This is a genomic window from Kitasatospora sp. NPDC093679 (genome assembly GCF_040683455.1).
Taxonomy (GTDB): domain Bacteria; phylum Actinomycetota; class Actinomycetes; order Streptomycetales; family Streptomycetaceae; genus Kitasatospora; species Kitasatospora arboriphila.
The window spans coordinates 157,539-178,528 of sequence record NZ_JBFBDW010000012.1; the positions used below are offsets into that span (position 1 = coordinate 157,539).

A 20,990-nucleotide genomic window follows, 5' to 3' on the forward strand; every position below is an offset into this window, starting at 1 on the left:
TTGTGCTCCCCCCCTGTGGCTCCCCCCGCTGTTGGGCCCCGGCCCGGGGGGTTGCTCTCCCCCCCCCGGGGCCGTGACAGGGTAGCCGACCTCGGTCAGGCCTTGGGCTCGGTCTCCGACTTGGGCTTGGCGTCGACCCCGGCCTCGCGGCGCTGCGCGGGGGTGATCGGGGTCGGGGCACCGGTCAGCGGGTCGCCGCCGGTGGACGTCTTCGGGAAGGCGATGACGTCACGGATGGTGTCGTACCCGCCGAGGAGGGTGACGATGCGGTCCAGGCCGAAGGCGACGCCGCCGTGCGGCGGCGGGCCGTAGTTGAAAGCGTCCAGCAGGAAGCCGAACTGCGAGGTCGCCTCCTCCTCGGAGAGGCCGATCGCGTCGAACGCGCGCTTCTGGACGTCCCGCTGATGGATACGGATCGAACCGCCGCCCAGCTCGGAGCCGTTGAGCACCAGGTCGTAGGCGTTGGAGAGCGCGTTGCCCGGGTCGGTGTCGAAGGTGGCGAGCGACTCGGCGGTGGGCGCGGTGAAGGGGTGGTGCACCGCGTGCCAGCCCTGGAACTCGCCCTTGTCGTCCTCGATGGGCTCGAACATCGGGAAGTCGACGACCCAGAGGAAGGCCCACTGGGACTCGTCGATCAGGTTGCAGCGGCGGCCGATCTCCAGGCGGGCGGCGCCGAGCAGCTCCTGCGAGGGGGCCTTCTTGCCGGCGGCGAAGAAGACCGCGTCGCCGGGCTTGGCACCGGCGGCGGCGGCGAGGCCGGCCAGGTGCTCCTCGGAGAGGTTCTTGGCGACCGGGCCGCGGAGCTCGCCGGTCTCGGCGTCGACGAGGACGTAGGCGAGGCCGCGGGCGCCGCGGGCCTTGGCCCAGTCCTGCCAGGCGTCGAGCTGCTTGCGGGGCTGCGAGGCGCCGCCGGGCATGACGACCGCGCCGACGTACGGGGCCTGGAACACGCGGAACTCGGTGCCGGCGAAGTACTCGGTGAGGTCGGTCAGCTCCTGGCCGAAGCGGACGTCCGGCTTGTCGGAGCCGTAGCGGGCCATCGCGTCGGCGTAGGTCATCCGCGGCAGCGGGTTGGGGACCTCGTAGCCGTGGACGTCGCGCCAGATCGCGCCGATGATCTTCTCGCCGAGGGCCAGGACGTCCTCCTGGTCGACGAACGAGGCCTCGATGTCGAGCTGGGTGAACTCCGGCTGGCGGTCGGCGCGGAAGTCCTCGTCGCGGAAGCAGCGGGCGATCTGGTAGTAGCGCTCCATGCCGGCCACCATCAGCAGCTGCTTGAACAGCTGGGGCGACTGCGGCAGGGCGTACCAGTGGCCGGGCTGCAGACGGACGGGGACGAGGAAGTCGCGGGCGCCCTCGGGGGTGGAGCGGGTGAGGTACGGCGTCTCGATGTCGAGGTAGTCGTTCTCCTCCATCACCCGGCGGATGATGTTGTTGACCTTGGAGCGCAGGCGCAGCGCGCGGGCCGGGCCCTCGCGGCGGAGGTCCAGGTAGCGGTAGCGCAGGCGCACCTCCTCGTTGACCGTACCGGGCTCGTACTCGGCGACCGGGAACGGGACGGGGGCTGCCTCGGAGAGCACCTCGATCGCGCTGACGACGACCTCGACGGCGCCGGTGGCGATGTCGGGGTTCTCGTTGCCCTCGGGGCGCACGCGGACCTCGCCGACGACCTTGACGCAGTACTCGGCGCGCAGCTCGTGGACTGATTCGCCGGCGGCGTCGAGGGTGTCGCGGACGACGATCTGCACGGTGCCGGAGGCGTCGCGCAGGTCGATGAAGGCCACGCCGCCGTGGTCGCGGCGGCGGGCGACCCAGCCGGCCAGGGTGACGGTCGTTCCGGCGTGCTCCGCGCGGAGCGTGCCCGCGTCGTGCGTGCGGATCACAGCTGCTTCTCCTTCAGGGTGGATACGAGTGCTTCGAGGGCGACGGGGACCTGCTCGCCGGTGGTCATGTCCTTGAGCTGGACGACCCCGGCGGCGAGATCTCGGTCCCCAGCGACCAGGGCGAAGCGGGCGCCGGAACGGTCGGCGGACTTCATGGCGTTCTTGATGCTCTTGACGCCGAAGGCGAGGTCGGTGGCCACCCCTGCGCGGCGCAGCTCGACCACCTTGGCGAAGAGGACGTTCTTGGCCTCCTCGCCGAGCGCGACGGCGTAGACGGCGGTCGGCGCGGGCAGGTCGAGGACGACGCCCTCGGCCTCCAGGGCCAGGTAGGTGCGGTCCACCCCGAGGGCCCAGCCGACGGACGGCAGCGCGGGGCCGCCGATCATCTCGGAGAGCCCGTCGTAGCGGCCGCCGCCGCCGATCGCGGACTGGGCGCCGAGGCCGTTGTGCACGAACTCGAAGGTGGTGCGGGTGTAGTAGTCCAGGCCGCGGACGAGCTTGGGGTCGTCGGTGAAGGCCACGCCGTTGGCGGTGAGCAGCTCGCGGACCTTCTCGTCGTAGGCCTTGCAGTCCTCGCAGAGGTAGTCGCGCAGCATCGGGGCGCCGCCGAGCTGGGCCTGCACCGACTCGCGCTTGTCGTCGAGGACGCGCAGCGGGTTGATCTCCGCGCGGCGGCGGGTGTCCTCGTCGAGGTCGAGGCCGGCGAGGAACTCGACCAAGGCGGCGCGGTAGACCGGGCGGCACTGCTTGTCGCCGAGGCTGTTGAGCAGCAGCGTGTAGTCGCTCAGGCCGAGCGAGCGGAAGGCGTCGTCGGCGAGGACGATCAGCTCGGCGTCGAGCGCCGCGTCCTCCGCGCCGATCGCCTCGGCACCGACCTGGGCGAACTGGCGGTAGCGGCCCTTCTGGGCGCGCTCGTAGCGGTAGTACGAGCCCGAGTACCAGAGCTTGACCGGCAGGTTGCCCTGCTTGTGCAGGTTGGCCTGGAGGGCGGCGCGCAGCACCGAGGCGGTGCCCTCGGGGCGCAGCGCGAGCTCGTCGCCGCCCTTGGTGGTGAGGTTGTACATCTCCTTGGTGACGATGTCGGTGGACTCGCCGACGCCGCGGGAGAAGAGCTTCACGTCCTCGAAGACCGGCGTCTCGACGTAGCCGTACCCGGCCAGGCGGGCGGGCGCGGAGAGGCGCTCGCGGATCGCCAGGAAGGTCGCGGAGCTCGGGGGCAGCAGGTCGTAGGTGCCCTTGGGGGCGGAGAAGGTGCTCAACGTCTCTTCCGTCACATTCCTCGTCGCGGGTGGGCCGGAGCGTCCTGCGCACCGGCCGCCTGCAGGAGGTACGGGTTGGTGGCGCGCTCGCGGCCGATGGTGGTCTGGGAGCCGTGGCCGGACAGGACCACGGTCTCGTCGTCGAGGGGCAGGCACACCCGGGCCAGCGATTCCATGATCGCCTTGCTGTCCCCGCCCGGGAGGTCCGTACGCCCGACGGAGCCGGCGAACAGCAGGTCGCCCGAGAACAGGACCGGGGGGATCTGGTCCGACAAGGGCGTCCGGAAGGTCACCGACCCCCTGGTATGGCCGGGGGCGTGGTCGACGGTGAGCTCCAGGCCGGCGAGCTCCAGCACGCTGCCGTCGGTGAGTTCGCGGACGTCGTCCGGCTCGCCGACGGTGATCGAGCCCATGATCTGCTGCCCGAGCGAGCGGCCCAGGCCGCGGCCCGGGTCCTTCATCATGTAGCGGTCCTCGGGGTGGATCCACGCCGGGACGCCGCGGGCGCCGCAGACCGGGACCACGGAGGCGATGTGGTCGATGTGTCCGTGGGTGAGCAGCACCGCGACCGGCTTGAGCCGGTGCTCGCGGACGAGGTCCTCGACGCCCCGCGCGGCCTCGTGGCCGGGGTCGACGATCACGCACTCCTCGCCGGCGGCCGGTGCGACCAGGTAGCAGTTGGTGCCCCAGGCTCCGGCGGGAAATCCGGCGACGAACACGTGAGTCCTTCGGTCGAGTCGGGCGGCGATTCGGGAGGCCGCGGGCGGTCGTGTCACCGCCCGGTCACACCGCAGCCTACCGGCGGCACGGCACCGGGAGCGAACCAGATAGCCCGGTGGCGGAGCCGTTTGATCTCGTGCTTACGCCCGGGGTCCTTACACTTGGCCGCCTGCGGATGCGATGATCCGCACCGGAACCCCCCAATCCCCGCCTCAGCATTCACAGGAGACACGGCCGGTGGTCAGCAGCGAACAGCGGCGGCGGCAGCTCGCCCGCGAGAAGTACGAGCGCCAGATGCAGCGCCGGGCCGAGGCCCAGAAGCAGGCGCGCAAGCGCAACGTGCTGGTCGGCGCGGGCGTGGCCGTCGCGGTGGTCGCGGCTGCCGGTGCGGCCTGGGCGCTCGGCGGCTCGGACGGCGACAAGAAGGACGCGGCCGCGGCCCCCACGCCGACCGCGGCGGCCACCCCGGTCAAGGGCTGCACCACGCCGGCGCCGGGCTCCCCGAACGGCAAGCAGTTCAAGACCGAGCCGGCGATGACGGTGGACACCAAGGCCTCGTACACGATGGCGCTGGACACCAGCTGCGGCAAGGTCACCATCGCGCTGGACGCCGCGAAGGCCCCGCACACGGTGAACTCCTTCGCGTTCCTGTCGAACGAGAAGTACTTCGACCACACCAAGTGCCACCGGCTCACCACCGAGGGCATCTACGTGCTGCAGTGCGGCGACCCGACGGGCACCGGGTCCGGCGGCCCCGGCTACCAGTTCGCGGACGAGAACCTGACCGGCGCGACCTACCCGGCCGGCACGGTGGCGATGGCCAACGCCGGCGCGGGCACCAACGGCAGCCAGTTCTTCCTGGTCTACAAGGACACCCAGCTCCCGCCGAACTACACGCCGTTCGGCAAGGTGACGGGCGGCCTCGACGTCGTGCAGAACATCGCCGCGGGCGGTGTGCAGGGCGGCGGCGGCGACGGCGCGCCGGTGGCCGACGTCGTCCTCAACTCGGTGACCACGACGAAGGGTTGATCCCCCCGGGCGGTGACCGGCCGGCTCCCGGCCGTCCGGTCACCGCGATCGGCCGGGAAATCACCCGGCCCGGATGCGGACAGCACCGACGCTGGTCGCCTATGTTGCTGTTGTATAGGGTGCCCTGACCGTCGGCCGTCACCCTCGGCAGCACTCGGCGGCAGGACGGCGGACTCCACCGGTCCGCCGCACATTCAACTGTGGACGACGTGCCGACGCCGCTGCGGCGGGCGGGACGTCATTGGAGGAGGCGCTGTGAGCAGCGACCCGTGGGGCCGTGTCGACGAGCAGGGGACCGTGTACGTCAGGACGGCCGAGGGCGAACGCGTCGTCGGCTCCTGGCAGGCCGGCTCCCCGGAGGAGGCCCTGGCGTACTTCGAGCGCAAGTACCAGGGGCTGGAGGCCGAGATCGGCCTGCTGGAGCACCGCGTCCGGAAGACCGACCTGGCCGCCAAGGAGGCCCAGGTCGCCCTGGACCACCTCAAGGCCCAGGTGGCCGAGGCGCACGCGGTCGGCGACCTGGACTCGCTCGCCAAGCGCCTCGAGACGCTGAGCGGCGAGATCGAGTCCCGCCAGGCGGAGCGGCGCGCGGCCCGTGCGAAGGCCCAGGAGGACGCGCGTTCGGCCAAGGAGGCGCTGGTCGCCGAGGCCGAGCAGCTCGCCGAGTCCACCCAGTGGCGGGAGGCCGGCGACCGGCTGCGCGCCCTGGTGGAGACCTGGAAGGGCCTGCCCCGGCTGGACCGCAAGAGCGACGACGAGCTGTGGCACCGCTTCTCGCACGCCCGCTCGGTGTTCTCCAAGCACCGCAAGGCGCACTTCGCGGCGCTCGACAACGAGCGCGAGCACGCCCGGCAGACCAAGGAGAAGCTGGTCGCCGAGGCCGAGGCGCTCTCCGGCTCGACGGAGTGGGGCGACACCGCCGCGCGCTACCGCGACCTGATGGCGCAGTGGAAGGCGGCCGGGCGGGCGCAGCGGGACGCGGAGGAGGAGCTGTGGGCGCGGTTCCGCGGCGCCCAGGACGTCTTCTTCCAGGCCCGGTCCTCCGCGTTCAGCGAGCGGGACGCCGAGCAGGGCGAGAACCAGAAGCTCAAGGAGGCGCTGCTGCTGGAGGCGGAGGCGATCCTGCCGATCACCGACCTCAAGGCGGCGAAGGCGGCGCTGCGCGAGGTCAACGAGCGCTGGGAGGCGATCGGCCACGTGCCGCGTGCCGCCCGCGGCCAGCTGGACGGCCGGCTGAACGCCGTCGAGCGGGCGGTCCGCGAGGCCGAGGACGCCGAGTGGCAGCGCACCAACCCGGAGGCCAAGGCCCGCGCGGCCGGCATGACCGGTCTGCTGCAGCAGGCCGTGGACAAGCTGCAGGCGGACCTGGACAAGGCCCGTGCGGCCGGCAACGCGAGCCGGGTCGCCAAGCTGGAGTCCGAGCTGGCGGGCCGTCAGGCCCTGCTGGACCAGGCCCAGAAGAGCCTGGAGGAGTTCGGCGGCTGACGCCCCGCTCCCCCGCGCACGACCGGAGGGCCCCCGCCGCGGCGGGGGCCCTCCGCGCCGTTCCGGTCGCCGCCCGTCCGGTCACAGCGGCCAGGTGCGGCCGTGCGCCCAGGCGGCGAAGTCCTGCCAGCCGACCTCGGGGTGGTCGCGGCGCAGCGCCGCGGTGTCGATGTCGAGCCCGGTCTCGGTGAAGTAGCGGAACATCGCGGCGAGGTCGGCGGAGTACGCCTCGATCTCGGCGAGCGGCAGTCGGCGGAAGCCGATCGGCCGGCCGGTGGCGGAGCTGAGCACCTCGGCGATCCCGGGGCAGGTCAGGGCGTCCGAGGCGAGGTCGATCCGCCGGCCGGCGAACTCGTCGGGGCGGGTGAGCGCGAGCGCGGCGAAGGCGCCGATGTCACGGGCGGGGACGAGCGCGAGCGGGCGCTCGGGCGGCATGGGGAGCACGAAGCCGCCCTCGCGCAGGCCCTGCAGGGTCCACTCCCCCGCGTAGTTCTCCATGAAGGCCGCGGGGCCGAGGACGGTCCAGGGCACGCCGAGCCCGGCGAGCCGGCGTTCGATCCGGTACTTGCTGTCGAAGTGCGGGATGCCGGTGTCGCGGTCGGCGTGCGCGGCGGAGGTGAACACGATGTGGCCGACCCGGGCGTCGGCGGCGGCCTCGACCAGGGCGGTGCCCTGGCGGACCTCGGTGGCGAGGTCCGTGCCGAACGGCGTCGACATGGCGAAGAGGGCGGCGGCACCGGCGAGGGCGGCGTCCAGGGACTCCCGGTCGTCGAAGTCGGCGGCCACCACCCGGGCGCCAGCGGCAGCGAGCGAGCGGGCGGCAGCCGAGTCGGGGGTACGGGTGAGGGCACGGACGGACAGGCCCCGCGCGAGGAGGGCGTCGACCACGGCGGCGCCCTGGGTGCCGGTGGCTCCGGCCACCGCGACATATGATGTCTGCGTCATGCAGACACTGTAGGACGAGTTCTCTGCGTCGCGCAGATAATTTATCGGGAGGATGCCCATGCGGCCGCACGACCTGGAAGCCGACTCCCGTCGCTACCTCGCCTCGTACGCGCTGTTCAACCAGGCGGTGGCGGACCGGCTCGGGCTGCACCCCACCGACGTGCAGTGCCTCAACCTGCTGGGCCTGGAGGAGGGACCGCTCACCACCGGCCGGATCGCCGAGCTGACCGGGCTCACCAGCGGCTCGGCCACCCGTCTGGTGGACCGGCTGGAACGGGCCGGCTACGTCACCCGCCGACGCGACGAGGAGGACCGCCGGCGGGTGCTGGTCGAACCGGTGCCCGAGGCGGCGGCCCGCCTCGGCGAACTCTGGGGCGAACTCGGCGAGGGCTGGGACGCGATGCTGGCCGAGTACACCGAGGAGGAACTCGCCTTCCTCGCCCGCCACATGCGCCGCACCACCGAACTCGCCGACCGCCAGATCCAGCGCCTCCGCGAGAGCAGGTGAAACCCCTCAGGGGCGCGTGGGAGCACCTCCCGGCCGAAGGCTGGGGAAGAACTGCGCAATTCGGATGCGGGCGTCCTCACAGAACGGGCCAAGCCCTGATCTGCCACGACACCCGCATCCGAATTGCGCAGTTCCCCGCGCCCCTGGCTGCTGCCCCCAGTGGTTCCTCTACTTCTTGGCCGAGGTGACCCGGTACACGTCGTAGACGCCCTCCACGCCGCGGACGGCCTTCAGGACGTGGCCGAGGTGCTTGGGGTCGCCCATCTCGAAGGTGAAGCGGCTCATCGCCACCCGGTCCCGGGAGGTCTGCACCGCCGCCGACAGGATGTTGACGTGCTGGTCGGAGAGCACCCGGGTGACGTCCGAGAGCAGTCGCGAGCGGTCCAGCGCCTCGACCTGGATGGCCACCAGGAAGACCGAGGACTGGGTGGCCGCCCACTCGACCTCGATCATGCGCTCCGGCTGCTGCGAGAGCGCCTCGACGTTCACGCAGTCCGAGCGGTGGATCGAGACGCCGTTGCCGCGGGTCACGAAGCCGACGATCGGGTCGCCCGGCACCGGGGTGCAGCAGCGGGCCAGCTTGACCCAGACGTCCTCGGTGCCCTTGACGATCACACCCGGGTCACCCTTGGCGCGACGCCGCAGCGAGCGGCTCTGGTGCGTCGGGGTGGCCGTCTCGGCGAGGTCCTCGGTCGCGCCCTCCTCGCCGCCGAGCGCCTGCACCAGCTTCTGCACGATGGACTGCGCGGCGACGTGGCCCTCGCCGATCGCGGCGTAGAGCGAGGAGATGTCGGGGTACCGCATCTCGTGCGCCAGGGTGACCAGGGAGTCGCCGGTGAGGATGCGCTGGATCGGCAGGCCCTGCTTGCGCATGGCCCGGGCGATGGCCTCCTTGCCGTGCTCGATGGCCTCCTCGCGGCGTTCCTTGGAGAACCAGGCACGGATCTTGTTGCGGGCGCGCGGCGACTTGACGAAGGTGAGCCAGTCCCGGGAGGGACCGGCGTTCTCCGCCTTGGAGGTGAAGACCTCGACGGTGTCGCCGTTCTCCAGCTCGGACTCCAGCGGCACCAGGCGGCCGTTCACCCGGGCGCCGATGCAGCGGTAGCCGACCTCGGTGTGCACGGCGAAGGCGAAGTCCACCGGGGTGGCCTTGGCGGGCAGCGCTATCACGTCGCCCTTGGGGGTGAAGACGAAGACCTCGTTGCTGGAGAGGTCGAAGCGCAGCGACTCCAGGAACTCGCTCGGGTCCTCGGTCTCCTTCTGCCAGTCCAGCAGCTGCCGCAGCCAGGCCATCTCGTTGACGGCGTCGGCCTTGTCGTGCTTGCGGGCGTGCGCGGGGGTGTCGGTGCGGACCTTGGAGGCGCCGGCCACCGCGCGCTGCTTGTACTTCCAGTGCGCGGCGATGCCGTACTCGGCGCGGCGGTGCATGTCGAAGGTGCGGATCTGCAGCTCGACCGGCTTGCCGCCGGGCCCGATGACCGTCGTGTGCAGCGACTGGTACATGTTGAACTTGGGCATCGCGATGTAGTCCTTGAACCGCCCCGGCACCGGGTTCCACCGCGCGTGGATGGTGCCCAGCGCCGCGTAGCAGTCGCGGACGGTGTCGACCAGGACCCGGATGCCCACCAGGTCGTAGATCTCGGCGAAGTCGCGGCCCCGCACGATCATCTTCTGGTAGACCGAGTAGTAGTGCTTCGGCCGGCCGGTGACCTGGGCCTGGATCCGGGCGCCGCGCAGGTCGCCCTGCACCTGGTCGATCACGGTGGCCAGGTACTCGTCCCGCTTGGGCGCGCGCTCGGCCACCAGGCGCACGATCTCGTCGTACATCTTGGGGTAGAGGATCGCGAAGGCGAGGTCCTCCAGCTCCCACTTGATGGTGTTCATGCCCAGCCGGTGCGCCAGCGGGGCGTAGATCTCCAGCGTCTCGCGGGCCTTCTTCTCCTGCTTCTCCCGCTTGAGGTAGCGCATGGTGCGCATGTTGTGCAGGCGGTCGGCGAGCTTGATCACCAGGACGCGCGGGTCCTTGGCCATCGCGACGACCATCTTGCGCACGGTCTCGGCCTGCGCGGCCTCGCCGAACTTGACCCGGTCCAGCTTGGTGACGCCGTCGACCAGCAGTGCGACGGCGTCGCCGAAGTCCTGCCGGAGCGTCTCCAGGCCGTAGTCGGTGTCCTCGACGGTGTCGTGCAACAGGCCCGCCATCAGGGTGGGGGCGTCCATGCCGAGCTCGGCGAGGATGGTCGCCACCGCGAGCGGGTGGGTGATGTACGGGTCGCCGCTCTTGCGCTTCTGGCCGCGGTGCCACTTCTCGGCGACGGCGTAGGCCTTCTCGATCTCCTTGAGCAGGACCGGGTCGGCCTTCGGGTCGTTCGCCCGGATGGTGCGGAACAGCGGCTCCAGGACGGGGTTGACCGCGCTGCTGCGCTGGCCGCCGAGCCGTGCGAGGCGGGCGCGCATGCCGCCGGAGGAGGGCCGGTGGCCGGGCGGCGGGGCGGGACGCGCCGGGCCGGCGCCGGAGGGCGCGGGACGGCTCTCGGGCGCGGTGGCCTCCGCGGTGGGCACAACCTCGTCGGGCAAGGACACTCCTCGGGGGCGCAAGGGCCTCCCCCTCGTTCGGGCGGTCGCGCCATCGGTCGCACCCGTCGGTCGTGCAACCGAGAGGGGATGAATCTTCATGGTACCGAGAGTGCGGCCCGGCCGGTCGGCCGCCCGGCGCGGAACCGGGACCCGAGGGCGCGGCGGCCGGCCTGCGGACCTGCCGCCGCGCCCGGGTCCGCGCGGGTCAGACGGTGACCAGGGCGTCCAGCGGCGCTCCGGCGAGGTGGCCGGTGAGCCGCTCGCGGCCCGGCAGGAAGCCGAGCTCCATCAGCACGACCACGCCGGCCAGCTCGGCGCCGGCCTCACGGACGAGGTCCAGCGAGGCGCCGAGGGTGCCGCCGGTGGCGAGCACGTCGTCGACGACCAGCACCTTCTCCCCGGGCGCGAAGGCGTCGCACTGGACCTCCAGCGTGGCGGAGCCGTACTCGAGGTCGTAGGAGCGGGCGAAGACGTCGCCGGGCAGCTTGCCCTTCTTGCGGATCGGCACGAAGCCGAGGCCGGCCGCGAAGGCCGCGGGGGCGGCCAGGACGAAGCCGCGGGCCTCCAGGCCGACCACCTTGGTCGCCCCGAGCTCGGCGGCGCGGCCGGCGAGCGCCCGGGTGAGCGCACCGAAGGCCTCCGCGTCGGCGAGCAGCGGCGCGATGTCCTTGAACAGCACACCGGGCTTCGGGTAGTCCGGGACGTCCCGGATCCGGCTGGTCAGCAGCTCGGCGAGGACGGGGTCGGGCGAGGTCACGTGGGGTCCTTCGGGGGTCGGCGGGGGCCTTCGGGCCTGATGTGCGCAGCGGGCCTGTGCGTGCAGCGGGCCGGACGTGGCAGGCGGGCCCGATCTGCGGTTCGACCTTACCCGCAGCGACACCCGGTGACGGAAAAGGTCCGGCCGGCCCGAGTCTCCTCGGGCCGGCCGGACCGTGCGGTGTCCGGTCAGCGCTTCCCGGACGGGCGGCCCTTGCCGCGGGTGCGGGCGACCGGCTGGTTGCGCTGGCCGACCACGCCGGCGCCGACCTCCTCGCCGTCCTCCGCGTTCTCGGCGTCCTCCGCGGTGCCGGCGGCCTCGGCGGCCTTGGCGTCCGCGGCCCGGCGCTGCGCGACGCGCTTGGCGAGCGCGCGCATCTCCGGGGTCTGCTCCTTGAGCTGCGCGAGCAGCGGGGTGGCGACGCAGATCGACGAGTACGCGCCGGCGGCCAGACCGATGAACAGCGCGAGCGAGATGTCGTTCAGCGTGCCGGCGCCGAGCATGCCGCCGCCGATGAACAGCAGGGCGGTGACGGGCAGCAGGGCGACCACGGTGGTGTTGATCGAGCGCACCAGGGTCTGGTTGAGGCCCAGGTTGGCGGCCTCGCTGTAGGTGCGCCGGTTCTGCTTGGTGATGCCCCGGGTGTTCTCCTTCACGGTGTCGAAGACGACGACCGTGTCGTAGAGCGAGTAGCCGAGGATCGTCAGGAAGCCGATCACGGTACCGGGGGTGACCTCGAAGCCGACCAGGGCGTAGACGCCGATGGTGATCAGGAGGTCGTGGATCAGGGCGACCAGCGCCGCCAGCGCCATCCGCCACTCGAAGGCGATGGCCAGGTAGGCGGTGACCAGCACCATGAAGACGACCAGGCCGAGCAGGGCCTTCTGGGAGATCTGCTTGCCCCAGGAGGGGCCGATCACCTGGGCGTCGATGTCCTTGGTCGGGACGCCGATCTCCTTGGAGAGCTCCTGGGAGAACGCGGGGCCGCTGATCTTCTCCTCGGAGCTGACCTGGATGCGGATCTTGCCGTCGCCGGTCTTCTGCACCTGCGCGGTGGTGTCACCGGTGATGTGGTTGGCGGCGTCCTGCGCCTGCGAGACCGTCAGGCCCTGCTTCTGGACGGTGTAGACCGAGCCGCCCTTGAACTCGATGCCCAGGTGCAGGCCCATCGCCAGGCCGATCGCCGCGACGAGGACGATGACGCCCGAGATGGAGTACCAGATCTTGCGCTTGCCGACGAAGTCGAAGCTGACCTCGCCCTGGTAGAGCCGGTGGCCGATGTTCCGAAGGGACATGGCGTCAGGCCTCCTTGGGGGCGTTGGCGGAGGAACGGCGACGGCTGCCGCGGATCGGCGGGCGGGCGCCGAGCCGCTTCGGGTCGAGGCCGGACCACGGGTGGCCGTTCGCGAAGAACTTCCGCCGCGCCAGCAGGGTGATCATCGGCTTGGTGAACAGGAAGATCACCACGATGTCGAGCAGGGTGGTCAGGCCGAGCGTGAACGCGAAGCCCTGGACCTTGCCGACCGAGACGACGTACAGCACCGCGGCACAGAGGAACGATACGAAGTCGGAGACCAGGATGGTGCGGCGGGCGCGCGGCCAGGCGCGCTGGACGGCGGGCCGCAGCGGGGCGCCGTCGCGGACCTCGTCGCGGATGCGCTCGAAGTACACGATGAACGAGTCCGCCGTGATGCCGATGGCGACGATCGCGCCGCAGACCGCGGGCAGGTTCAGCGCGAAGCCGATGCTCCTGCCGAGCAGGCACATGATCGCGTAGGTCAGGACCGCCGAGACCAGCAGACCGGCGATGGAGACCAGGCCCAGGCCCCGGTAGTAGACGAGCGAGTACACGACCACCAGCACCAGGCCGATGGCGCCGGCGATCAGGCCGGCCTGCAGCTGGTCGCCGCCGAGCTGCGGGGAGACGGTGGTGACGTCGCTCATGTCGAAGGTCAGCGGCAGCGCGCCGTAGCTCAGCACGTTGGCCAGGCCCTTGGCGTCCTCCTGGCTGAAGCTGCCGGAGATGGTGGCCGAGCCGCCGGTGATCGACTGGCTGACGTACGGGTGGGAGACCACCTTGCCGTCCAGGACGATGGCGAACTGGTTGGCCGGGGAGGCCTGGGTGGCCAGGGTGCCGGTGGTGCTCGCGAAGGCCTTGGAGCCGTTGTCGTTGAACGACAGGTCGACCTGCCAGCCGCCGGCCCGCTGGGTGTCGAACAGGGCCGAGGCCTTGGACACGTCGGCGCCGTTCACGGCGACCGGGCCGAGCGCGAACTTGTACCAGACGCCCTGCTCCTTGTCGTAGGAGCAGCCGACCGCGTTCTTCTTCGGGTCGGTCTGGTAGTCCTTGCGCTGCTCGGGCTTGGAGCAGTCCAGCGCGGCGAACTGCTGCTGGACGTCGGCCGGCACGGTGCCCTGGGTGAGCGCCGCGGTCAGCTGCTCGGGGCTCATGCTGGTCGGCGCGGACGGGGTGGCGCCGCCGCTCGGGGCGGCCGAGGCCGAGCCGGACGCGGTGGCCGAGGGCTTCGCGGAGGTGGACGGGTCGGCCTTCAGCGCGTCGCTCACCGCACGGCCGGCCTTGCTGGCGCTGGCGCTGGGGGCGGTGGACGCCTTGCCGGAGGGGCTCGCGGAGGCACCGGACGCGTTCGCCGAGGCGCTCGCGGACGGGCTGGCGGAGCCGGACGGGGACGGCGAGCCGGTGTTCAGCGACGAGGGGTCGACCCCGGTCGGCGCGAGCGCGACCACGGGACGGAAGTAGAGCTTGGCAGTCGTGCCGATCTGCTCGATCGCCGCCTGCTTGTCACCGCCGTTGGGGATGTTGACGATGATGTTGCTGTCGCCCTGGGTCTGGACCTCCGCCTCGGAGACGCCCATACCGTTGACGCGCTTCTGGATGATGCCGGTCGCGATGTCCATGTTGGACTTGTTGATCGCGGCCTTGTCGTCCGACTTGGCGGTCAGGGTGACGCTGGTGCCACCGGCGAGGTCGATTCCGAGACGGGGCGTCTTGGTGCCCGTCCCGAACATGAGGGCGACCAGTCCGACGGTGACCACCAGGATCAGGGCCAGCGCCCGCCCCGGGTAACCGTCGCGCTGGCGCGACTTGGGTGTTGCCACCTTGCTCGTTTCTCCCTGTCCATGCCGCCGCGGGCCGCGCCCCGGTCCGGCGTGAGGCGGGACGGGGGACGGCGGCGCAGGGCGGCCCTGAGGTCATCTGGGCCGGCGGCCGGTTGCCGCACGGCCTGGGTGGGCCCGACCGTACTACTTGGTCTCGGTGGCGCCGGCCTCGGCGTCCTTGGCGAGGCTCAGCGGCTTCTCGGCGTCCTCGGCGACCTCGGCCTCGGCGGCCGGCTCCTCGTCGGCCTCCGCCGGGCGGCCGTTGATGATCGCGTCGTACTCGAGCGGCTCCAGCACGGCGGCGACGGCGCCCTTGGTGTAGTGCACCACCACGCCGGGGGCGACCTCCAGCTCGACGGTCTCGTCGTTGACCGCCTTGACCTGGGCGTACATGCCACCGATCGTCCGCACGCCGGCGCCCGGCTGGAGGGTCGCCTGCATCGACGCCGCCTGCTGCTGCCGCTTCTTCTGCGAGCGGAACATCAGGAAGATCGCGACGATCGGGAGGATGAGGATGATGAGATTAGCCACAGCCAGGGTCCTTTGCGGGCCGCCTCGGCCGGCGGCCTGGTATACGTCGGCCCGTCGGTCGAGAGGGGCGGTCCGGCGGAGTCTAGGCGACCCGCACTGTACGGACAACGCCAAGCATGCCAGTGTGCCGCCGAAAGTGGCGACCCTTGGCATGCACCCGTTTTCCGGTGGCCGACTAGCGGCCGTCCGGGAACAAAGCGGCCTGGTCGGACGTCTTCGCCCCGCCGCCCTGCACGGGCGGGGCCATCCCGAGGTGGCGCCAGGCCGCCGCGGTGGCGATCCGGCCGCGCGGCGTCCGGGCGAGCAGCCCCTCGCGGACGAGGAAGGGCTCGGCGACCTCCTCGACCGTCTCGGCCTCCTCCCCCACGGCGACGGCGAGGGTGGACAGGCCGACCGGGCCGCCGCCGAACAGCCGCAGCAGCGCGTCCAGCACCGCGCGGTCGAGGCGGTCCAGGCCGCGGGCGTCCACCTCGTACACGTCCAGCGCCTGGGCGGAGATCTCCCGGGTGACCCGGCCGTCGTGCCTGACCTGGGCGTAGTCGCGGACGCGGCGCAGCAGCCGGTTGGCGATGCGCGGGGTGCCGCGGGAGCGGCCGGCGATCTCGGCGGCGCCGGCCGGGTCGATGTCGACGTCCAGCAGGGCGGCGGAGCGGTGCACCACCTGCTCCAGTTCGGCGGGGGCGTAGAACTCCATGTGGCCGGTGAAGCCGAAGCGGTCGCGCAGCGGGGGCGGCAGCAGGCCGGCCCGGGTGGTGGCGCCGACCAGGGTGAAGGGCGGCAGTTCGAGCGGGATGGCGGTGGCACCGGGGCCCTTGCCGACGATGACGTCGACCCGGAAGTCCTCCATCGCCATGTAGAGCATCTCCTCGGCCGGCCGGGACATCCGGTGGATCTCGTCGAGGAAGAGCACCTCGCCCTCGGTGAGCGAGGAGAGGATCGCGGCGAGGTCGCCCGCGTGCTGGATGGCCGGGCCGGAGGTGATCCGGATCGGCGCGCCCAGCTCGGCGGCGATGATCATCGACAGGGTGGTCTTGCCGAGTCCGGGCGGGCCGCTGAGCAGGACATGGTCCGGGGCGGTGCCGCGCTGGCGGGCGGCCTGGAGCACCAGGGAGAGCTGCTCGCGGACGCGCTCCTGGCCGATGAACTCCTCCAGCAGCTTGGGGCGCAGGGCCGCCTCGACGGCCTGGTCCTCGCCGTCGGCGGCCGCCCCCACCAGCCGGTCTGCCGCCGGGCGGTCGGCGGGGTCGGTGTCGTACGGGCTCATCGGGAGCGGCTCCAAAGTCGACATGACGACTGGTCGTCAGATGGTCAAAGCGTCGGCGGGCAGGCGGGTCCGGGGGCGGCCGGGGCCGGTCAGCGGGCCCGGTTGAGCCCTCGCAGGGCGGCCCGCAGCAGGGCGCCGATGTCCGGCACCTGCTGCGCCTCGGCCTCCGGGGTGACCGCGGCGACGGCCTCGTCGGCCTCGCGGGGAGCGTAACCGAGACCGACCAGCGCGGCGTGCAGCTGCTCGTGCCAGGGGGCCGGGCCGGTGGCGACCGGCTTCTGGGCGGGCACGGCGCCGTGCGGGGCGCCGAGCTTGTCCTTGTACTCCAGCAGCAGCTTGGCGGCCTTCGCCTTGCCGATGCCGGGCACCGCGATCAGCGCCTTCTCGTCGCCGCCGGCGACCGCGGCCCTCAGCGCGTCCGGGCTGTGCACGGCGAGCATCGCCTGCGCCAGCCGCGGGCCGACCCCGGGCGCGGCCTGCAGGATCTCGAAGAGGGCGCGCTCGTCGTCGTCGGCGAAGCCGAACAGGGTGAGCGAGTCCTCGCGCACCACCAGCGAGGTGGCGAGCCTGGCGCTCTCGCCGATCCGCAGCCCGGCCAGGGTGTTCGGGGTGCACTGGACGGCCATCCCGACCCCGCCGACCTCGACGACGGCCGTGCCGGCCGCGATGTGGGCCACCGGGCCCTGGACGAAGGCGATCATCGGCGGTACTCCTGACGTGCGGCGGGGCGCCGGGCCGCGGGCGCCGCGGGCGCCGGTGCGGACTTGGCGAGTGCGGCGGCGATGCGGCCCTGGGCGCCGCCCCGCCAGATGTGGCAGATGGCGAGGGCGAGGGCGTCGGCGGCGTCGGCCGGCTTCGGCGGGGCGTCCAGGCGCAGCAGGCGCTGCACCATGGCGGTGACCTGCGCCTTGTCGGCCCGGCCGGAGCCGGTGACGGCGGCCTTGACCTCGCTCGGGGTGTGCAGGGTGACGGGGATGCCGCGGCGGGTGGCGCAGAGCATGGCGACGGCGCTGGCCTGGGCGGTGCCCATCACGGTGCGGACGTTGTGCTGGGCGAAGACCCGCTCGACGGCGACCAGGTCGGGCCGGTGCTCGTCGAGCCACTGCTCCAGGCCCTGCTCTATCTGCAGCAGGCGCACGCCGATCTCCGCGTCGACCGGGGTGCGCACCACGCCGACGCCGACCATCCGCAGCGGCCGGCCGGGGGCGCCGTCGACCACGCCGACGCCGCACCTGGTCAGCCCCGGGTCCACGCCCAGTACCCGCACTCCGCACCCCGTCTTCCGTGTCGCCGCCCGGCCTGCTCCCTCGGCCCTCCGCAGGGTACCGGGCGGCACCGACAACGCCCGCGCCCCCGCACCCGAACACGCCGCCGCCCGGCAGTCGCGGGGACTGCCGGGCGGCGGGGGACGGGTGGTCAGGCGTCGAGCTCGGCCATGATCTCGTCGGAGACGTCGAAGTTGGCGAAGACGTTCTGCACGTCGTCGCTGTCCTCCAGCGCGTCGATCAGCTTGAAGATCTTGCGGGCGCCGTCGGCGTCCAGCTCGACCTGCACGCTGGGGACGAAGTTGGCGTCGGCCGAGTCGTAGTCGATGCCGGCGTCGACCAGCGAGGTGCGGACGGCGACCAGGTCGGTGGCCTCGGAGACCACCTCGAAGGCCTCGCCGAGGTCGTTGACCTCCTCGGCGCCCGCCTCCAGGACGACGTCGAGCACCTTGTCCTCGTCCACGCCGTCGGCCTTGGGGACGATCACGACGCCCTTGCGGGTGAACATGTAGGACACCGAGCCCGGGTCGGCCATCGAGCCGCCGTTGCGGGTCATCGCGACGCGGACGTCGGAGGCCGCGCGGTTGCGGTTGTCGGTGAGGCACTCGATGAGGACGGCCACGCCGTTCGGGCCGTAGCCCTCGTACATGATCGTCGAGTAGTCCGCGCCGCCGGCCTCGGCACCGGAGCCGCGCTTGACGGCCCGGTTGATGTTGTCGATCGGGACGGAGCTCTTCTTCGCCTTCTGGATGGCGTCGTACAGCGTGGGGTTGCCGGCCGGGTCGCCACCGCCGGTGCGCGCCGCCACCTCGATGTTCTTGATCATCTTGGCGAAGAGCTTGCCGCGCTTGGCGTCGATCACGGCCTTCTTGTGCTTGGTGGTAGCCCACTTAGAGTGGCCGGACATCGCCAGCTCCTTTACGTCGCCAAAGGGAAATGAACAGAGGAGATCTTACCGGTGTCGTCACCGCGGGGTGGCACACGGTCAGCGCGCCGCCCGCCGGACTCAGCGCAGGGCGTCCTCGACCATGCGCACGAAGTACTCGTGCACGCGGTGGTCGCCGGTGAGCTCGGGGTGGAACGAGGTCGCCAGCAGGTGGCCCTGCCGGACGGCCACGATGCGGCTGTCCGGGCCGTCGGCGGCCGGCACCTCGGCCAGCACCTCGACGCCCGCGCCCACCGACTCGACCCACGGGGCTCGGATGAACACGCCGTTGACGGGCGTCCCCTCCAGGCCGCGGAAGTCGATCGCCGACTCGAAGGACTCGTTCTGCCGGCCGAAGGCGTTGCGGCGCACCGTCATGTCGATGCCGCCGACGGTCTCCTGGTCGTCCCGGCCGTCGAGGATCTTGTCGGCCAGCATGATCATGCCGGCGCAGGTGCCGTAGACCGGCATGCCGTCGGCCACCCGGGCCCGCAGCGGGTCCATCACGCCGAACAGCAGCGCCAGCTTGGACATGGTGGTGGACTCACCGCCGGGGATCACCAGCGCGTCCACCTCGGCCAGCTCCTCGGCGCGGCGCACCGGGCGGGCGACCGCGTCGGCGGCGGCCAGCGCGATGAGGTGCTCGCGGACGTCGCCCTGGAGGGCCAGGACGCCGATGGTCGGGGTGCTGCTGGACACGGTGGTTACCTCTTCGGTCGTGGCGGGGGGACGTGCGCCGGCCCGCCGCGCGGACGTGCTGGGCGGCGGGCCGGCGTGGCGCGGGTGGTTACCAGCCGCGGTTGGCGTAGCGCTCGCTCTCGGGCAGGGTGTCGCAGTTGATGCCGACCATGGCCTCGCCGAGGTTGCGGGACGCGTCCGCGATGATCTTCGGGTCGTCGAAGAAGGTGGTGGCCTTCACGATGGCGGCGGCGCGCTTGGCCGGGTCGCCGGACTTGAAGATGCCGGAGCCGACGAAGACGCCCTCGGCGCCGAGCTGGCGCATCAGCGCGGCGTCGGCCGGGGTGGCGACACCGCCGGCGGAGAACAGCACGACGGGCAGCTTGCCGAGCTCGGCGACCTCCTTGACGAGCTCGTACGGGGCGCGCAGCTCCTTGGCGGCGGCGTACAGCTCGTTGTTGTCGAAGCCGCGCAGCTTGGCGATCTCGTTCTTGATCTGGCGCAGGTGGCGGACGGCCTCGACGACGTTGCCGGTGCCCGCCTCGCCCTTGGAGCGGATCATGGCCGCGCCCTCGGCGATGCGGCGCAGGGCCTCGCCGAGGTTGGTGGCGCCGCAGACGAAGGGGGTGGTGAAGGCCCACTTGTCGGAGTGGTTGACCTCGTCGGCCGGGGTGAGGACCTCGGACTCGTCGATGTAGTCGACACCGAGCGACTGGAGGACCTGGGCCTCGACGAAGTGGCCGATGCGGGACTTGGCCATGACGGGGATGGAGACCGCGGAGATGATCTCCTCGATCATGTTCGGGTCGGACATCCGGGCCACGCCGCCGTCCTTGCGGATGTCGGCGGGCACGCGCTCCAGGGCCATGACCGCGACGGCACCGGCGTCCTCGGCGATCTTCGCCTGCTCGGCGTTGACCACGTCCATGATCACACCGCCCTTGAGCTGCTCGGCCATGCCGCGCTTGACCCGGGCGGTGCCGATCTGCGGCTGGTCTGCGGTGATGGGGGTGGTGGACACGTAAGACCTCACTCGAAGATGAACCAGTGCTATCGACTTATCGTAGGCCCGGAACGCCCCTTACCGATGCGCCATACAGTCCAGCCGGACCGTCCGGGTACGACAAACAGTAGCCGTTCAGGCCGGGGCGCCCTCGGGGGTGAGCGCCGCCGGGGGCTCGTCGTCCATCTCGAACGCCATCGGGAAGGGCGCGCGCCCGGCCAGCCGGAAGTACCGGACGAGACGGTGCTCGCGCACCGCGCGGGCCGCCCGGACGGCGTCGTTGTGGAACCGCCGCGCCATCGGCACCCGGCGGACCGCGGCCGTGAGATCCGTCACGGCCTCCTTGCCGCCGGGCGCGTCCAGCAGCGCCGCGACCTGCTCCGGCTCGGCGAAGACCGCGCGCAGCGCGAGGCTCAGCTCGCTCTCCGCCACCTCCCGGTGCTCGTCCTCGGCCTGCCGGGCGGCGTGCGAGGCCTCGTACAGCAGCAGCGAGGCGGCCGGGTCGAGCAGCGAGGAGGTGGCCAGTTCCTGGGCCACCGAGGCGCGGCGCACCAGCTGGGCGTCGAGCGAGGCGCGGGCCGCGTCGATCCGCGCGTGCAACCGGTCCAGTCGGCCGGCCGTCCAGCTCAGGTACATCGCGAAGAGCACGACCGCGACGGCGGCCCAGATCCAGGTAGTCACGGCCGGTCAGGCTACAGGGCGGCCGCCCGGTAGACGTCGCGGTCCAGCTCCACCACGTTGACGGCGAGGTGCACCCGCCCGCCGCCGACGTGCCGCTTCAGCAGGTCCAGCACGGCCTCGCTCAGCGCCGTCCGGGCCGCGGGGGCGCGCCCGGAGAGGATCTTCAGCTCCAGGTACACCATGGCCCGCTCCGGGTCGCCGTCGCCGAGGAAGGCGTCCTCGACCGGGCGGAAGCGGGTCTTGCACGACTCCACCGTGGTGTCGATCGCGGCCGCCACCAGCGGGTGCAGCTCCGCGGCGAAGGCCCGCCGGTCGAAGCCGAGGCGCGGTGAGTAGTCGACGGAGATCTGCGGCACGGGGCCC

The 20,990-nt window shown here is 72.2% G+C and carries 20 protein-coding genes; 3 read left to right on the forward strand and 17 right to left on the reverse strand.

Features of this window, described 5'->3' with window-relative positions:
* Positions 1–95: 95 nt before the first annotated feature.
* Genes aspS through AB0O09_RS13560 form a run of 3 tightly spaced genes read right to left on the reverse strand, consistent with a single transcriptional unit; the run spans position 96 to position 3,861 of the window.
* Positions 96–1,883, reverse strand: coding sequence for an aspartate--tRNA ligase (gene aspS / locus AB0O09_RS13550; protein WP_363541760.1), 1,788 nt, complete (start codon positions 1,881–1,883; stop codon positions 96–98).
* Complete coding sequence (gene hisS / locus AB0O09_RS13555; protein ID WP_344624186.1) at positions 1,880–3,142, reverse strand: histidine--tRNA ligase; 1,263 nt, start codon at positions 3,140–3,142, stop codon at positions 1,880–1,882. Before hisS ends, aspS begins: the two co-directional genes overlap by 4 nt.
* Before the next feature lie 11 nt (positions 3,143–3,153).
* Positions 3,154–3,861 carry an MBL fold metallo-hydrolase gene (locus AB0O09_RS13560; protein WP_363541761.1) on the reverse strand — a complete coding sequence of 236 codons (708 nt, stop codon included), beginning with the start codon at positions 3,859–3,861 and terminating at the stop codon, positions 3,154–3,156.
* A gap of 238 nt (positions 3,862–4,099) precedes the next feature.
* Between AB0O09_RS13560 and AB0O09_RS13565 the strand changes: the two genes are divergently transcribed.
* The gene (locus AB0O09_RS13565) at positions 4,100–4,891 is read left to right on the forward strand and encodes a peptidylprolyl isomerase (RefSeq protein WP_363541762.1); all 792 of its coding nucleotides are present in this window, start codon (positions 4,100–4,102) and stop codon (positions 4,889–4,891) included.
* Positions 4,892–5,146: 255 nt separating this feature from the next.
* Complete coding sequence (locus AB0O09_RS13570) at positions 5,147–6,376, forward strand: DUF349 domain-containing protein (RefSeq protein ID WP_363541763.1); 1,230 nt, start codon at positions 5,147–5,149, stop codon at positions 6,374–6,376.
* Between the two features lie 81 nt (positions 6,377–6,457).
* Here AB0O09_RS13570 and AB0O09_RS13575 read toward each other — a convergent pair whose 3' ends face one another.
* Complete coding sequence (locus AB0O09_RS13575; protein ID WP_363541764.1) at positions 6,458–7,321, reverse strand: NmrA/HSCARG family protein; 864 nt, start codon at positions 7,319–7,321, stop codon at positions 6,458–6,460.
* A gap of 58 nt (positions 7,322–7,379) precedes the next feature.
* On the opposite strand from AB0O09_RS13575, the gene AB0O09_RS13580 reads away from it, so the two are divergent.
* A complete protein-coding gene (locus AB0O09_RS13580) occupies positions 7,380–7,829 on the forward strand; it encodes a MarR family transcriptional regulator (protein WP_363541765.1) in 450 nt (149 codons plus the stop codon).
* A gap of 168 nt (positions 7,830–7,997) precedes the next feature.
* Here AB0O09_RS13580 and AB0O09_RS13585 read toward each other — a convergent pair whose 3' ends face one another.
* The 13 genes from AB0O09_RS13585 to AB0O09_RS13645 all read right to left on the reverse strand — a co-directional run bounded on the left by AB0O09_RS13585 (position 7,998) and on the right by AB0O09_RS13645 (position 20,983).
* Positions 7,998–10,505 carry a bifunctional (p)ppGpp synthetase/guanosine-3',5'-bis(diphosphate) 3'-pyrophosphohydrolase gene (locus AB0O09_RS13585; RefSeq protein ID WP_363541767.1) on the reverse strand — a complete coding sequence of 836 codons (2,508 nt, stop codon included), beginning with the start codon at positions 10,503–10,505 and terminating at the stop codon, positions 7,998–8,000.
* Positions 10,506–10,611: 106 nt separating this feature from the next.
* Positions 10,612–11,163, reverse strand: coding sequence for an adenine phosphoribosyltransferase (locus tag AB0O09_RS13590; RefSeq protein ID WP_263102449.1), 552 nt, complete (start codon positions 11,161–11,163; stop codon positions 10,612–10,614).
* A gap of 188 nt (positions 11,164–11,351) precedes the next feature.
* On the reverse strand, positions 11,352–12,458 hold the full coding sequence (secF, locus tag AB0O09_RS13595; protein ID WP_363541768.1) for a protein translocase subunit SecF: 1,107 nt from the start codon (positions 12,456–12,458) through the stop codon (positions 11,352–11,354).
* Between the two features lie 4 nt (positions 12,459–12,462).
* Complete coding sequence (secD, locus tag AB0O09_RS13600; RefSeq protein ID WP_363541785.1) at positions 12,463–14,190, reverse strand: protein translocase subunit SecD; 1,728 nt, start codon at positions 14,188–14,190, stop codon at positions 12,463–12,465.
* Positions 14,191–14,424: 234 nt separating this feature from the next.
* Positions 14,425–14,811: a preprotein translocase subunit YajC gene (gene yajC, locus AB0O09_RS13605; RefSeq protein WP_363541769.1), complete on the reverse strand. Its 387-nt coding sequence runs from the start codon at positions 14,809–14,811 to the stop codon at positions 14,425–14,427.
* A gap of 175 nt (positions 14,812–14,986) precedes the next feature.
* On the reverse strand, positions 14,987–16,075 hold the full coding sequence (gene ruvB, locus AB0O09_RS13610) for a Holliday junction branch migration DNA helicase RuvB (protein WP_363541770.1): 1,089 nt from the start codon (positions 16,073–16,075) through the stop codon (positions 14,987–14,989).
* 89 nt (positions 16,076–16,164) lie between these two features.
* Entirely contained in the window at positions 16,165–16,776 is a 612-nt protein-coding gene (gene ruvA / locus AB0O09_RS13615; protein WP_363541771.1) for a Holliday junction branch migration protein RuvA, read from the reverse strand.
* Positions 16,773–17,342 carry a crossover junction endodeoxyribonuclease RuvC gene (ruvC, locus tag AB0O09_RS13620; RefSeq protein WP_363541772.1) on the reverse strand — a complete coding sequence of 190 codons (570 nt, stop codon included), beginning with the start codon at positions 17,340–17,342 and terminating at the stop codon, positions 16,773–16,775. Before ruvC ends, ruvA begins: the two co-directional genes overlap by 4 nt.
* 149 nt (positions 17,343–17,491) lie before the next feature.
* Complete coding sequence (locus AB0O09_RS13625) at positions 17,492–18,247, reverse strand: YebC/PmpR family DNA-binding transcriptional regulator (protein WP_363541773.1); 756 nt, start codon at positions 18,245–18,247, stop codon at positions 17,492–17,494.
* Between the two features lie 99 nt (positions 18,248–18,346).
* Positions 18,347–18,964: a pyridoxal 5'-phosphate synthase glutaminase subunit PdxT gene (gene pdxT / locus AB0O09_RS13630; RefSeq protein ID WP_344621698.1), complete on the reverse strand. Its 618-nt coding sequence runs from the start codon at positions 18,962–18,964 to the stop codon at positions 18,347–18,349.
* Positions 18,965–19,052: 88 nt separating this feature from the next.
* Positions 19,053–19,964, reverse strand: a complete 912-nt coding sequence (gene pdxS / locus AB0O09_RS13635) for a pyridoxal 5'-phosphate synthase lyase subunit PdxS (RefSeq protein ID WP_263102457.1) — start codon at positions 19,962–19,964, stop codon at positions 19,053–19,055.
* A gap of 117 nt (positions 19,965–20,081) precedes the next feature.
* A complete protein-coding gene (locus tag AB0O09_RS13640) occupies positions 20,082–20,627 on the reverse strand; it encodes a membrane protein (RefSeq protein WP_030268533.1) in 546 nt (181 codons plus the stop codon).
* 11 nt (positions 20,628–20,638) lie between these two features.
* On the reverse strand, positions 20,639–20,983 hold the full coding sequence (locus AB0O09_RS13645; RefSeq protein ID WP_344621697.1) for an isomerase: 345 nt from the start codon (positions 20,981–20,983) through the stop codon (positions 20,639–20,641).
* Positions 20,984–20,990 lie beyond the last annotated feature (7 nt).

Coding starts and splice junctions, on each gene's coding strand:
- AB0O09_RS13575 (WP_363541764.1), bottom strand. CDS start 7,321: ATGACGCAGACATCATATGTCGCGGTGGCCGGAGCCACCGGCACCCAG.
- AB0O09_RS13580 (WP_363541765.1), top strand. CDS start 7,380: ATGCGGCCGCACGACCTGGAAGCCGACTCCCGTCGCTACCTCGCCTCG.
- AB0O09_RS13585 (WP_363541767.1), bottom strand. CDS start 10,505: ATGAAGATTCATCCCCTCTCGGTTGCACGACCGACGGGTGCGACCGAT.
- secF (WP_363541768.1), bottom strand. CDS start 12,458: ATGTCCCTTCGGAACATCGGCCACCGGCTCTACCAGGGCGAGGTCAGC.
- secD (WP_363541785.1), bottom strand. CDS start 14,190: ATGTTCGGGACGGGCACCAAGACGCCCCGTCTCGGAATCGACCTCGCC.
- ruvB (WP_363541770.1), bottom strand. CDS start 16,075: ATGAGCCCGTACGACACCGACCCCGCCGACCGCCCGGCGGCAGACCGG.
- ruvA (WP_363541771.1), bottom strand. CDS start 16,776: ATGATCGCCTTCGTCCAGGGCCCGGTGGCCCACATCGCGGCCGGCACG.
- AB0O09_RS13625 (WP_363541773.1), bottom strand. CDS start 18,247: ATGTCCGGCCACTCTAAGTGGGCTACCACCAAGCACAAGAAGGCCGTG.